This window comes from Wenjunlia tyrosinilytica (assembly GCF_014646055.1).
In the GTDB taxonomy this organism is placed as follows: Bacteria; Actinomycetota; Actinomycetes; order Streptomycetales; family Streptomycetaceae; genus Wenjunlia; species Wenjunlia tyrosinilytica.
Genome location: NZ_BMMS01000015.1, coordinates 88191 through 101866, shown reverse-complemented (window position 1 = coordinate 101866; position 13676 = coordinate 88191). Strand labels below are relative to the sequence as shown.

12 protein-coding genes are annotated in these 13676 nt (G+C 70.7%); 9 read left to right on the top strand and 3 right to left on the bottom strand.

The features are described 5' to 3' along the window. Positions 1-128 precede the first annotated feature (128 nt). From IEY86_RS18415 to IEY86_RS18390, 6 genes are all read left to right on the top strand, one after another. Entirely contained in the window at positions 129-320 is a 192-nt protein-coding gene (locus IEY86_RS18415; RefSeq protein ID WP_189132832.1) for a DUF1059 domain-containing protein, read from the top strand. A 282-nt stretch (positions 321-602) separates the two neighbouring features. Then, a complete protein-coding gene (locus tag IEY86_RS18410; protein WP_189132831.1) occupies positions 603-899 on the top strand; it encodes a chaplin in 297 nt (98 codons plus the stop codon). A 147-nt stretch (positions 900-1046) separates the two neighbouring features. Continuing rightward, complete coding sequence (locus IEY86_RS18405; protein WP_189132830.1) at positions 1047-1391, top strand: chaplin; 345 nt, start codon at positions 1047-1049, stop codon at positions 1389-1391. 408 nt (positions 1392-1799) lie between these two features. Further along, entirely contained in the window at positions 1800-3620 is a 1821-nt protein-coding gene (locus IEY86_RS18400) for a glycosyltransferase family 2 protein (protein WP_229698561.1), read from the top strand. After that, positions 3589-5523: a radical copper oxidase GlxA gene (gene glxA / locus IEY86_RS18395; protein WP_189132829.1), complete on the top strand. Its 1935-nt coding sequence runs from the start codon at positions 3589-3591 to the stop codon at positions 5521-5523. Before IEY86_RS18400 ends, glxA begins: the two co-directional genes overlap by 32 nt. A gap of 138 nt (positions 5524-5661) precedes the next feature. Continuing rightward, the gene (locus IEY86_RS18390) at positions 5662-5925 is read left to right on the top strand and encodes a chaplin (RefSeq protein ID WP_189132828.1); all 264 of its coding nucleotides are present in this window, start codon (positions 5662-5664) and stop codon (positions 5923-5925) included. A gap of 178 nt (positions 5926-6103) precedes the next feature. Here IEY86_RS18390 and IEY86_RS18385 read toward each other — a convergent pair whose 3' ends face one another. Then, positions 6104-6526 carry an HIT family protein gene (locus IEY86_RS18385; RefSeq protein ID WP_189132827.1) on the bottom strand — a complete coding sequence of 141 codons (423 nt, stop codon included), beginning with the start codon at positions 6524-6526 and terminating at the stop codon, positions 6104-6106. A 167-nt stretch (positions 6527-6693) separates the two neighbouring features. Here IEY86_RS18385 and IEY86_RS18380 point away from each other — a divergent pair, with 167 nt between their 5' ends. From IEY86_RS18380 to IEY86_RS18370, 3 genes are all read left to right on the top strand, one after another. Then, positions 6694-9192 carry a SpoIIE family protein phosphatase gene (locus IEY86_RS18380; RefSeq protein WP_189132826.1) on the top strand — a complete coding sequence of 833 codons (2499 nt, stop codon included), beginning with the start codon at positions 6694-6696 and terminating at the stop codon, positions 9190-9192. 189 nt (positions 9193-9381) lie between these two features. Next, positions 9382-10461: a right-handed parallel beta-helix repeat-containing protein gene (locus IEY86_RS18375; protein ID WP_189132825.1), complete on the top strand. Its 1080-nt coding sequence runs from the start codon at positions 9382-9384 to the stop codon at positions 10459-10461. 34 nt (positions 10462-10495) lie between these two features. Next, positions 10496-11065, top strand: coding sequence for a GNAT family N-acetyltransferase (locus IEY86_RS18370; RefSeq protein WP_189132824.1), 570 nt, complete (start codon positions 10496-10498; stop codon positions 11063-11065). A gap of 87 nt (positions 11066-11152) precedes the next feature. Here IEY86_RS18370 and IEY86_RS18365 read toward each other — a convergent pair whose 3' ends face one another. Continuing rightward, complete coding sequence (locus IEY86_RS18365) at positions 11153-12262, bottom strand: cytochrome P450 family protein (RefSeq protein ID WP_229698545.1); 1110 nt, start codon at positions 12260-12262, stop codon at positions 11153-11155. After that, entirely contained in the window at positions 12259-13665 is a 1407-nt protein-coding gene (locus tag IEY86_RS18360) for a cytochrome P450 (protein ID WP_308425151.1), read from the bottom strand. The genes IEY86_RS18365 and IEY86_RS18360 overlap by 4 nt, the downstream gene beginning before the upstream one ends. Positions 13666-13676: the final 11 nt, after the last annotated feature.

Genomic DNA, 13676 nt, shown 5'->3' with positions numbered 1-13676 from the left:
CCGGCGTCACCTGCGACCGGACCGGCATCGCCTTCGGTGATCACCCGGATACACACCGCGATTTCACCCTTATGGGGGCTTTCCTTCAGGTTTAGCCTGAAGAGAGGAGTCGCCCTCAGGAGGTCACGATGACCAGGAAAGTAGCCGACTGCCGCAAGTTCCCCAGCGAGTCCAACTGCACGCTCACCATCATCGGCGAGGAGGACGAGGTCGTCCGGGCCGCCGCCGAGCACGCCGTGTCGGTGCACCAGCACCAGGACACCCCGGAGCTGCGCGACGAGATCCGCTCCACCCTCGAGGAGGAGAAGGTCGCCACCTGAGCCCCACCCGATCCCGTTCCGACGGGCGCGAGAGCCGCGAGCGCGACCGCGGCTCCGACGGGGCGCACCCAGGTGGCCCACGACGCGCCCATCCGGCCCAACACGCACCCATCCGGCCCCCGACCGCGTTTCAGCAGGTCGGGGGCCATCGCGCCGCCCCCCGAATGCCCGTCACCCGTATGGCCGATGGGGCGTAACCACCGCCGTGGCCGGCCGTTGAGGGTGATGCTCCGCCCTTCGCGCCGGAGTGGACCCAATCCGCTTTGAGAGGAAACGACTTCCATGTCGCGCATTGCCAAGGCCGCCGTCCTGACCGCGGCCGCGGGCGCCGCCATCATCGGCTCCGCAGGTATCGCCAACGCCGACGCCGACGCCGAGGGCGCGGCCGTCGGCTCCCCCGGTGTCGTCTCGGGCAACAACATCCAGGTGCCGATCCACATCCCGGTGAACCTGTGCGGCAACACCGTCAGCACCGCGGGCGTGCTGAACCCGACGCTCGGCAACACCTGCGTCAACGCGTCCACCGAGGTCGAGGACGACGTCAAGAAGCACGAGCACAAGAGCGAGCACCACAAGTAGTCAGGACCCGGGACTGCGCTCCATTCCTCCGGCAGCACGTCCCGGCCCGCGCTGCGGCCCCTGCTCGCGGTTCCCCCCGCACGAGGGCCGCAGTCCGGAGCGGCACCACCGTTACAACCCATCTGCAGTAGAGAGGACCCGACTTTCATGTCGCGTATCGCAAAGGCCGCCGTCATCACCCTCGCCGCGGGCGCAGCCCTCGGTGGCGCCGCGGGAGTCGCCAACGCCGACGCCGAGGCCGAGGGCGGCGCCTTCGGCTCCCCCGGCGTCATCTCCGGCAACAACATCCAGCTCCCGGTCGACATCCCGATCAACGTCTGCGGCAACTCGGTCACCGCGACCGGCGCTTTGAACCCCACCTTCGGCAACACCTGCGTGAACGCGTCCACGGAGGTCGAGGAGGCCGCCAAGCGCGAGCACAAGGAAGAGCGCAAGAAGGACGACCACAAGAAGGACGAGCACAAGAGCGAGCACAAGAGCGACAAGCACTAGTCCATCCGGCGGCTTCGCCGCCGAGGACAGCGCCTTGGCCCCTCGATGAGGGGTGGCGCGACATCGGCCTGCGGCTCACTCCCCGAGTGCGAGCCGCAGGCCATATTTATGCCTCTAAAGACAATCTTACTTACTGACAAAAGCCCCCTCTCTGGGGGCTTTTGCGTTCCTCGCGGCACGCCATGCGCCACGCCGATAGTTGGATCGTGGGATCAATTGGAATATCTGCTACCTTCTGACCCGGAATCATGCAAATCCGACATAAGTCACAAACAGCTCATCGCATGAACTGTGTTCGTGCTGTCGGCGCATGAGTGACTATCCGTAAACGAACCCTGCGGGGGCTCTGTGTCGATTTTTCCGAGCAGTGTCAGCCAGAAGACCCGTACGGACCGGGGGGCACGGGACCTGGCCCCGGCCCATGCGCACGACGGCGATCCCGGGCAGCCCCCGGCCACCGCCGCGAAGCCCGCCTACGACTACGAGCGCTACTGCAAGCTTGCGGGCCCCCTCACGGAACCGGATCCGGACCTCCCCTACCGCGTCCAGTACCGGCGGCTGCTGACGCAGACGCGGCACGGACTGCGGGCCGGCCTCCTGCTCGCGGGCGCCCCCGTCTTCTCCGCGCTCCTGCTGATCTGGCTGATGCAGCCCAGCCACTGGGTGCACCGCCAGAACGTGCCCGGCTGGGCAGTCGTCTGCGACTACGTGATGCTCGTGTCGATCGGTCTTATCGAAACGTTTCGCCTGATCAATGTGCTCTCCAACGCGCATGCCACCCTGGTGGCCCGGGACCCCGTCCCCGTCGTGCCGCCGACCGGCACGAGGGTCGCGTTCCTGACCTCGTTCGTGCCCGGCAAGGAGCCGATCGAGATGCTGCGCGCCACCCTCGAGGGAGCGGTACGCATCCGCCACGACGGCGTCATGCACGTCTGGCTGCTCGACGAGGGCAACGACCCCGAGGCCAGGGCGCTGTGCACCGAACTCGGCGTCCACCACTTCTCCCGCAAGGGCATCGACAAGTGGAACCGGCCCAAGGGGAGCTTCCGGGCCAGGACCAAGCACGGCAACTACAACTCCTGGCTTGACGCGCACGGCCACTCCTACGAGTTCTTCGCCTCGGTCGACACCGACCATGTGCCGATGCCGGACTTCCTCGAGCGGATGCTCGGCTACTTCCGCGACCCCGACGTCGCCTTCGTCGTCGGCCCGCAGGTGTACGGCAACTACGACAGCGCGATCACCAAGGCGGCGGAGAGCCAGCAGTTCCTCTTCCACGCCCTGATCCAGCGCGCGGGCAACGCCTACGGCGGGCCGATGTTCGTCGGCACCAACAACGCGGTGCGCATCAGCGCCCTCAAGGGCGTGGGCGGGCTGTACGACTCCATCACCGAGGACATGGCCACCGGGATCGAGATCCATCGGCACCGCAACCCGGCCACCGGCCGCAAGTGGCGCTCGGTGTACACCCCGGACGTGCTCGCCGTGGGCGAGGGCCCCTCGGCGTGGACGGACTTCTTCACCCAGCAGCTGCGGTGGAGCAGGGGCACCTACGAGACGCTGATCAAGCAGTACTGGCGGGCGGCGTTCACCCTGCCGCCGCGCAAGCTGCTCAACTACACGCTCATGGTGGTCTACTACCCCATGTCGGCCCTCAACTGGCTGCTGGGCGGGCTGTCCTGCGTCCTCTTCCTGGGCCTGGGCGCCTCGGGGGTCCACATCCCCTCGCAGGTGTGGATGATGCTCTACAGCGACGCCGCGGCGCTCCAGATCGGCCTCTACATCTGGAACCGGCGGCACAACGTCAGCCCCCATGAGCCCAAGGGCTCCTCGGGCGCCGCGGGCATGGTGATGTCGGCGCTGTCCGCCCCCATCTACGCCATGTCCCTGGTCTGCGCCGTCCTGCGTCTGAAGTGCCGCTTCGTCGTGACACCCAAGGGCGACTCGGCGAGTCCCGACCGCCTGTCGACCTTCCGCATCCACCTGTTCTGGACCGTCGTGTTCGGCGGGTCGATCGCGGCCTCGTTCGTCTTCGGCCACACCCATGCCGCGATGCTCACCTGGGCCGGCCTGGCGCTGCTGATGACCGTCATTCCCCTGTTCATGTGGTGGGGCTCCCTGCTGAACCTCAAGCGGGCCGCCGCCTCCGATCCCTCCCCCGCCGTGCCCACGCTGATTCACCAGGGAGAACGAAGCCTTGAGGTACCGAACCAGCCCACAGTTCCGTAAGACCGCCTTCGGCGCCACGGCGTTCGTAGCCATCGCGGCCATGAACGCCCCCGCCGCCTCGGGCTACGTCGCGGAGAAGTACCACCACCACAAGATCAACCAGCCGGGCTACATGGCCAGGTACGGGCACTGGGACGTGGTCCACGTCCCCGAGCCCTTCCGGGTCAACGCCATCCACGCGGCGCTGCTGCACACCGGCAAGGTCCTGCTCATCGCCGGCTCCGGCAACAAGCAGGAGTCCTTCAGCGCGGGCACGTTCAAGACCCTGCTGTGGAACCCGCGGGACAACTCGTTCCGCCTGATCCACACCCCGGACGACCTGTTCTGCTCGGGGCACGCCCAACTGCCGGGCGGCAACCTGCTCGTGGCGGGCGGCACCGCCCGGTACGAGGTGCTGGCCGGAAAGGTCGAGCGGGCGGCCGGGCTGATGCTGATCAAGAACGAGAGTCCCGACGAAGGCCGTGCCTTCCCCAAGGGAACCGTCTTCCGGGCGCCGGACGGCCGCGAGTACCGGGCGGTGCGAGGCTTCCGCCTGCCGCCCGCGGCGAAGCGGACGATCCGCAAGGGCCGGGACAAGGGGAAGGTGAAGGTCGTCGCCTCCCAGACGCGCGCCTTCGTGGAGGCGGTCCGCAAGGGCCCCTCCCAGGTGCTCGACGGGCCCGCCCAGTTCGGCATCGAGGGGCTCAAGGGCAAGCGTGCGCGCAATCTCTACGGCCTCGCGCAGAAGCTCACCATGGCCACGCAGGACTACCAGGGCATCAGGGCGGCCTACGAGTTCGACCCCGTCGCCGAGCGCTACGTGCCCGTGAGCTCGATGTCCGAGGCGCGCTGGTACCCGACGCTGGTCACCCTCAAGGACGGCCGAGTGCTCGCCGTCTCCGGCCTCAACGACATCGGGCAGATCATCAACGGCAAGAACGAGATCTACGACCCGGCCACCCGCAAGTGGTCGAACGGGCCCGCCCACTACTTCCCCACGTATCCCGCGCTCTTCCTCACCAAGAGCGGGAAGCTGTTCTACTCCGGCTCCAACTCCGGCTACGGCCCCGCCACCAAGGGCAGGGTGCCGGGCCTGTGGAACCCCGCGACGGACACCTTCCAACCGGTACGGGGCCTGCGCGACGCGACGCTGACGGAGACCTCGGCCTCCGTTCTCCTGCCACCCGCGCAGCGGCAGCAGGTGATGGTCTTCGGCGGCGGGGGGGTGGGCGAGTCGAAGCTGACCACCGCCCGCACCGGGATCGTGGACCTCAACGCCAAGGACCCGCGGTACACCGGCGGGCCGGATCTGCCCGTCGGGGCACGCTACCTCGCCACCGTGCTCATGCCGAACGACCAGGTGCTCACCAGCGGGGGCTCCTCCGACTACCGCGGGCGCGGCGCCAGCGACATCCACCGGGCACAGTTCTACGACCCCAAGGCCGGGAAGTTCATCCGCGCGGCGGACCCCACGGTCGGGCGCAACTACCACTCCTCCGCCCTGCTGCTGTCGGACGGGCGGGTGGCGACCTTCGGATCCGACCCGCTGTTCGCCGACAAGAAGAACACCGAGACGGGCAGGTTCGAGCAGCGGATCGAGGTGTTCACTCCCCCGTACCTCTACCGCGACGGGCGGCCGGCGCTGGAGAGCGGCCCGCAAAAACTCGACCGCGGCGGCGCCGGGACCTTCCGCACCGGCAACACGGCCGGTATCGCCGCGATGCGGCTGATGCGGCCCTCGGCGGTGACCCACAGCACCGATGTGGAACAGCGCTCCATCGAGCTTCCGTTCACCCGGGACGCGGGCTCCGTACGGGTCACCATCCCCGAGAATCCGGCGCTGGTGCCGCGGGGCTGGTACATGCTCTTCGCGGTGGACAAGGACGGCACACCTTCGCAGGCCAAGTGGGTTCATGTGACATGAGGACCGGCCGCCGGGCGGAATTGATCACTCCTTCGGGGGCGGTCCCGCAACCTCGGGACTCCCGACGCGTTCTTCAGTTCCTCCGGGCCTTGACCGCCGGGGAATGTCGACCAGCCCCACTCGAAAAGGAATGATCAGATGTCCCGTATCGCCAAGGCCGCCGTGCTGACCGCCGCCACCGGCATGGCCCTCGCCGGCGCGGCCGGTGTCGCAGCCGCCGACGCCGACGCCGACGGTGCGGCCGTCGGCTCCCCCGGCGTCATCTCCGGCAACAACGTGCAGGTCCCGATCAGTATCCCGATCAACATCTGCGGCAACACGGTCAACGCCCTCGGCGCGCTGAACCCCACCTTCGGCAACAGGTGCGTGAACAGCTCCACCTCCATCGTCGACGTCGACTGATTCGTAACGGACGCCGCGGGCCGCACCGGACCGCGGGGCATCGCGCCCCGCAAGCCGGCGCGGCCCACGTGCGTCAGGGGCGCGTACGTCAGGCCCGCGTGCGTCAGGCCCGCGTGGCAGGCCCGCGTGGCAGGCCGGTGGGCGTACCAAGGCCCGGGACCGCCCCGGTGCCGCGCCTTCAGTCCCCGGCCCCCGCCAGGGCGGCACGCAGCCGGGCCGCGACGTCCGCCGCCTGCGCCTCGTCGTCGTAGCGCCCGCGCGGCCAGAAGAACCCCCGCAGCCCGTCCTTGGGGTTGCGCGGCACCACATGGACATGGAAGTGCGGCACGGACTGGCTGATCCGGTTGTTGGCCGCCACGAACGATCCCGCGGCCCCCATGCCGCGCTCCACGGCCCCGGTGACATCCCTCACCCGGGCGAAGAACGGCCCGAGCTCGTCCGGCGGAAGATCGGTCAGCGTCTCGGCATGGCGCCGGGGCACGACGAGCACATGGCCCGGAAAGAGCGGCCGGTGGTCGAGGAACGCCACGGCCGTGTCGTCCTCGAACACGCGGTGGCTGGAGACGTCACCGGCGGCGATCTCGCAGAAGAGGCAGTTCACGGGCCCCAGTGAACTACCGCGGCCCCCGGCGGGCACCCCGGTGACCCACGGCGGTGACCCACGGCGACCACCGTTCACTCTCCGGTGCCGAGCCGGACGGCCTCGCGGTTGTGCCGCCACGCCTATGGGCCGATGCTGAAAGGTGAGGTCCCGGTTGGGTTGGTGCGATGAGTCCGTGGAACACCGTCGAAAGTCTGGACTTCCGTGGCCCGCTCGCGGTGACGAAAGCGGCCACGGTGGTGCTGGACGCCCATGGCCGGGTCATCGGCTGGAGCCCCGCGGCCGAGGCCCTGCTGGGATACCGCGCCGACGAGGTGATGGGGCGGCCGGTCGAGGCCCTGCTCGCGAAGCCCCTGGGCGGGGGAGGCGGTCTGTGGTCGGGTGACCGGCCCACCCCCGCGACCGTGCGCAGCGAGGTGATCGAGGTCCGCCGCGGCGACGGCGGCACCATGCCGCTGGCGGCGACCACGTGCTCGCTCGGTGACGGCGCCGAGGGACCCGCCTGGGTCCTGGTGGCGGCCGAGCTGGAGGCCGAGCGCAAATGGGAGACGGCCCAGTCCCTCCTGCGCGGGCTCGCCACGCAGTCCCCGATCGGTCTGGCCATCTACGACGCCTCGTTGCGGCTGGCCTGGGCGAACGCGGCTTGCAGCGAGGCGCTCGAGGGGCCGCTGGCGAATTCCGTCGGCAGCAGCCCGGACGAGCTGTACCCGGACGGCAAGGTCGTCTCCGAGGGGCACCCGTCCTCCCTGGAGGCGGTGATGCGCCAGGTGCTGGAGACCGGCGAGCCGGTGATCGATCTGCACTTCCGCGGCCGCCCGCCCTCCGACCCCGACCGCGACCACATCTGGTCCTGCTCGTACTACCGGCTGCTGGACGCGCGCGGCCAGCCGCTGGGCGTGTGCGAGGACGCCTTCGACATCACCGACCGCTACCGTGCGCAGCAGAGGCTCGCGCTGCTCGTGCGGGCCGGCGGCGCCATCGGAACCACCCTGGACGTGTGGGCCACCGCACGTGAGGTGGCCGAGGTGACGGTGCCGGAGTTCGCCGACGCGGTGGCCGTGGACCTGGTCGAGGAGGTCCTCGACGGCGAGGAGCTCACGGCCGAGACCGCGGCGGGGCAGCCGCTCGTCCGGGTGGCCCACCGGGTGCGGGTGGACCGGGAGGGGGCGCACGAGGTGCTCCACCGGGGGCCCTCCGCAAGGGAGCGGGTCGAGTACCACCCGAGCTCGCCGCAGGCCCGCAGCCTCGCCTACGGCCGGTCCCTCGTCGACGACGCCCCGGGCGCGGCCGATGTGCCGGAGGTGCCGGACGCGCACTGCCGCCTGGTCGTGCGGCTGCGGGCCGGCGGCGCCACGCTGGGGGTGGTGACGTTCCTGCGCAGCCGCACCCCCGCCGACTTCGACCGGGACGAGATCGGGCTCGCCGAGGAGCTGGCGGCCCGCACGGCCGTCTGCCTCGACAACTCCCGCCGCTACACCCGTGAGCGGGTCGCCGCCATCACCCTCCAGCGCAGCCTCCTGCCCCGGACCGTGCCCGAGCAGACCGGCGTCGAGGCGGCCTTCCGCTATCTGCCCGCGGACAACCTCTCCGGGGTCGGCGGCGACTGGTTCGATGTGATCCCCCTTTCGGGGTGCCGGATCGGCCTCGTGGTCGGCGACGTCGTAGGCCGGGGCCTGAGCGCGGCCGCCACCATGGGGCGCCTTCGCACGACCGTGCGCGCCCTGGCCCTACTGGACCTGCCCCCGGACGAGTTGCTGGCCCGCCTCGACGACCTGGTGGGCCAGGCGGCCAAGGACTGGGCCGCCGTGCATGGCTCGGCCCCGCCGGGCACTCCCACCAGCGGGGGGATCGACGCGGACGAGGCGGTGGGTGTCACCTGCCTGTACGCCGTGTACGACCCCGTGTCGGGGCGGTGCACGGTGGCGCGCGCCGGCCATCTGCCCCCGGCGGTCGCCCGTCCCGACGCCCCGGTCGACTTCCCCGACCTTCCGGCCGGGCCTCCCCTGGGGCTGGGCGGTCTGCCCTTCGAGACCACCGAGGTGGAGCTGCCCGAGGGCACCCTGCTCGCCCTGTTCACCGACGGCCTCGTGCAGTCGCCGGACCGCGACATGGCGGCGGGCCTGGAACGGATACGGGAGACCCTGAGCGAGCGGGGCGACTCGCTCGAGCTGCTGTGCGACCGGGCGCTGGCGACACTCGTGCCCGACGGCTCCCCCGCCGACGACGCGGCCCTCCTGCTCGTACGGACGAGGAAGCTGGGCGAGGGGCAGGTGGCCGAATGGACGCTGCCCGCGGATCCGGCCGCGGTCGGCAAGGCCCGCTCCGTCGTGACCCGGCAGCTGGGCGAGTGGGGGCTGGCGGCACTGGACTTCACCACGGAGCTGGTGGTGAGCGAGCTGGTCACCAATGCCATCCGCTATGCCTCCGGGCCGATCAGGCTCCGGCTGATCCGCGACCGCGCCTTCCTGATCGAGGTGTCGGACACCGGGCACACCTCCCCGCATCTGCGGTACGCGGCGAGCGACGACGAGGGCGGCCGGGGGCTGTTCATCGTGACGCAGCTCGTCCAGCGCTGGGGCACGCGCTACACCTCCGAGGGCAAGACCATCTGGACCGAGCAGGCGCGGCCCGAGCCGGAGGAGCCGTCGCTGGGTCAGGTGGCCTGACACTTCGTGCGCCGACGGCAGGTCAGCGGTGGATCGATCCTTGCGCGCGGCCCCCGTCCATGGCGCTGTCCTCCGATCAGCCCGCCATTAGTCGTTCAAGCGGATGAAATGACAATAGTCCGCAGTTAGCCGCTCCCTCCAGGAGATATGTCGGAGAGGACCGAAAGGTCGATCCCCCTGGAGGCTTACATGCTGGGCAGACCCACCCGTTTCACCCTGGCCTGCGCTCTCGCGGCGGCGCCGCTGCTCGGCGGCGCGGGCCTGGCCGCCGCCGAGAACCACAGGACATGGGTCGTCGAGCCGGGCCCCGGCACCCCCATCCAGAAGGCTGTGGACCGCGCCAGGCCCGGTGACACCGTCGTTGTCCGTGCCGGGCACTACCGCGAGAACGTCGTCGTCACCAAGGCCCTGACGATCCTCGGCGCCGGAGCACAGAAGAGGGGCACCGCGCTGACCCCGCCGAAGGAGCCCACCACGAAGTCCTGCGAGGGCACCTCCGGCTTCTGCGTCCTGGGCACCACCGACGGCGCCCACCACGTGGTCGAGCGGGTCGGCCCGGTCAGGATCTCCGGCTTCCTGATCCGCGGCTTCGAGGGCAGCGCAGTGCTCGGCGACGGCACCGAGCGTCTCCAGGTCGACCATGTGCGGGCCTGGGACAACGACGAGTACGGCCTGGCCTCGCTCCATGGAAGGCTGACCTCGTTCGGCAGCAACAAGGTCAGCGGTTCGGAGGGGGCGGGGCTCTACATCGGCGACTCTCCCGACGCGGAAGGCTGGATCGGCGACAACAACGCCGGCGAGAACGCCGTCGGCATCCTGCTGCGCGACTCGACCGGCGTCGAGGCCGTCCACAACACCGCCACCGCGAACTGCGTGGGGATCGAGGCCCTCAACACCGGGCACGGCGCCACACCCGGCGGCTTCTACAAGCTGGTGCGCAACACCGCTGAGAAGAACAACGAGGTCTGCCCCGCGAACGACGGGAGGCCGACGCTGTCCGGTCTCGGCATCGGTGTCGCCGGAGCCCGCAGCGTCCTGGTCAAGGAGAACATCGCGCTCGGCAACGAGACGACGGTACGGAGCATCGCCTCGGGCGGCATCGCGGTCTTCTCCACCAGGGCGTTCGGCGGCGCCGACCCCAGCGATGTCAAGGTGGTCCGCAACGTGGCACTGCACAACCGCCCCGACCTGTTCTGGGACGGGACGGGGACCGGCATCCACTTCTGCGACAACGAGCACAGGACCTCCAGGCCCGCCGGGCTGGGCTGACGGTCCGGGGCCGCGGTGTGCCAGGATCGTTTCCATGACGACCCTGGACCGCGGCCCCGACAGCCGCTTCCCCTCCCTGGTACGGCTGTCCGGCGAGGGCCTGCTGCTGCGGGAGTGGACCGAGGGCGACTTGGAGGCGATGGTCGGGATCTACAACGACCCGCAGATCGACCGCTGGACGCCGATCCGTTCGCCGTTCGACCTCGAGACCGCCAGGACACGGCTGGGCAACGTCCAGGAGGCACGTGCCGCCGACCTGCGGATCCACCTGGCCGTCACCACCGACGGCGGGACCCCGCTCGGTGACATCCTGCTGCGCCGCGAGACCAGGGACGACCGCAGGGCGGAGATCGGCTACGCGATCACCGCCCGCCACCGGGGCCGGGGCCTGGCCACCCGCTCGGTGCGGCTGCTGACCGCCTACGCGTACGGCGAGCTGGCCATGGAGGAGTTGTACCTGCGGATAGACGAGGACAACGAGGCCAGCAACGCCGTGGCCCGTGCCACCGGCTTCGAGCCCAGCGGTGAGGAGCCGGAGGTCGAGGAGCACGGGGCCGGCCGCGCGCTCATCGTCACGTGGACCCACCGCCGCGGCCTCGTCTGACCGTCGCCGGGATCAAGACGTCCCAACACGCGCCGCGCCCCCACCGTAGTGCCGGTGGGGACGCGGTGCCTCGCGGCCGGGGCGCGGTCAGCCCGAGGACTTGCCGTCCAGGAGCACCGGCAGGCTGCGGTGGCCGTTGGAGATGAACGAGTCCACGGGCACCAGGTCCTCGGCCGCGACGGCGAGCGCGAGGTCCGGGAACCGCTCGAAGAGCGCCGGGAGGGCGGTGGCGGCTTCGAGGCGGGCCAGGGGTGCGCCGAGGCAGAAGTGCGCTCCGTGCCCGAACGCCAGGTGGTCCTTGTCGACCCGGGTGATGTCGAAGCGGTGCGCGTCGTCGCCGTGGAGCCGCGGGTCGCGCCCCGCCGCCGCGTAGGAGGCGAGGATCGTGTCGCCCTTGCGGATGGAGACACCGTCGATCTCGATGTCCTCCACGGCGTAGCGCAGCGGCAGATGCGCCACGGGGGCCTGGGCGCGCAGCGTCTCCTCGATCACGTCGTTCCACGTGGCACCGCCCGTGCGGACCAGGTGGAGCTGGTCGGGGTGGGTCAGCAGGGCGTGGATGGCGTTGTCGATGAGGTTGACCGTGGTCTCGTGCCCGGCTCCCAGCATGAGCACGAGGGTGTCCACGAGCTCGCTCTCGCTGAGCCGTTCGCCGTCCTCCTCGCGGGCGGCGATCAGCACGCTGGTCATGTCGTCGCCGGGTTCCTCGCGCTTGGCGGCCACCAGGGCGGTCAGGATCGCGTACAGGTCGAGCTGGTTGGCCTGCATCTCCTCGGCGGTGGCCGAGGTGTGGAAGAGTCCGTCGACCACCCGGCGCAGGTCCGCGCCCGCGTCGGCGGGGACGCCGAACAGCTCGCTGATCACCTGGATCGGGATGGCGTAGGCGTACCGCTCGCGGATGTCGACCGCCTCGCCGGGCGCGGTGGTCGCGAGGTCGTCGAGGAGGTCGGCGGTGATCTTCTCGATGCGCGGCTGGAGGGCGGCGGTGCGGCGGTTGGTGAACGCCGTGGAGACCAGCTTCCGCAGCCGCTTGTGGTCCTTGCCGTACGCGGTGAACATGTTCTCCACGGCGACCCAGATGAACAGCGGCCACTCCGGGGTGATCTCACCGTTGACGAAGGCGGGCCAGTGCCGGCGCGGGTCCTTGGACACCCGGGGGTCGGTCAGCAGCTGCTTCAGCAGCTCGATGTCGGTCACCGACCACGCAACCACCCCACCAGGGAGCTCCACCAGTGCCGCCGGCCCGAGGGCGCGGATACGGTCTGCCTCGGCGTGGATGTCGCTGCCGGAAGGGTCGATGACGACGGGGCGGGACTGGGATTCCATCGGTTGTCTCCAGAGGTCTCGTCGAGGTGGTCCGGCACGGGCACCGTCGGGGCCGCCTGCGCGGCAAGGGGCGGGAAGCGCACGGGCAGTTCGGTGAGAGCGCGGTGGAAGGGGCCCGGCCGCCACACCAGCCGGTCCACGGGGACGGCGAGCTCGACGTCCGGGATGCGGTCGAGGAGCTTTTCGATGGCGACCGCGGCGATGAGCCGGGCCTGGCTCTGCGCGGGGCAGGCGTGCGGCCCCGCGCTCCAGGCCAGATGGGCCCGGTTGCCCATCCGGTTGTCCGTCGCCAGGGCGGGGTCGGTGTTCGCCGCGGCGAAGCTGATGACCACGGGCTCGCCCTCGCGCAGCCGGACCCCGGCGAGCTCCACGTCCCGGATCGGGAAGTGCACGCCGTAGTTGGCCATGGGCGGGTCGGTCCACAGCACCTCGTCGAGGGCGTCCTCGATGGGCATGCTGCCGCCGGACAGGCTTCCGGCGAAACGGTCGTCGGACAGCAGCAGCCGCAGTCCGTTGGCGATGAGGTTCTGCTCGGGCTCGGTGCCCGCGCCCATCAGGAGGACGAGGGTGTGGATCATCTCCTCGTCGTTGAGCCGCGCCGGGTGGGCCATCAGCCAGGAGGTGACGTCCGGGCCCGGCTGCGCCCGCTTGAGGGCGACGAGGTCCATCAGGCACTGCGTGAGGTCGGCGTTGGCCTTCTCGGCGTCGATGCCGTCGAAGATGGCGGCCATGCCCGCCACGAGGCGGTCCCCGTAGGCGGGCGGGCAGCCGAACAGGCGGGTGAACAGGAGCAGCGGGAGCACGCTCGCGTAGTCGCCGAGCAGGTTCGCCCGTCCTTCGGGACCGAAGCGGTCGATCAGCGTGTCCGCGCTGTGCTCGACGTAGCCGCGCAGGGCGTTGGGGTCGACGCGCTCGAGGCTGTCGGTGATCGCCAGGCGCAGCCTGCGGTGGGCCTCGCCGTCGCTGAACAGCGCGTTCGGCCGGTAGGCCATCATCGGCACGACGGGGTTGTCGGGGGCGACCCGGCCGTCGGCGAGGGCGTGCCAGCGGCGGGGGTCCTTGGAGAAGGTCTCCGGACTGCGCAGGACGTCCAGGGCGGTGGTGTAGCCGGTGACGAGGGTGGCGTCGACGCCGGGTGCCAGCTGGATCGGCGCCATCGGCCCCGAGTGGCGCAGGCGCTGGTAGACGGAGGCCGGGTCGGCGGCGAAATCGGGGCCGTACAGCGGCACACCGGCCGAGTGGCCGGTGTGTGCGGGACAGCCCGGTGGTGGCACCGTGCCCGCGT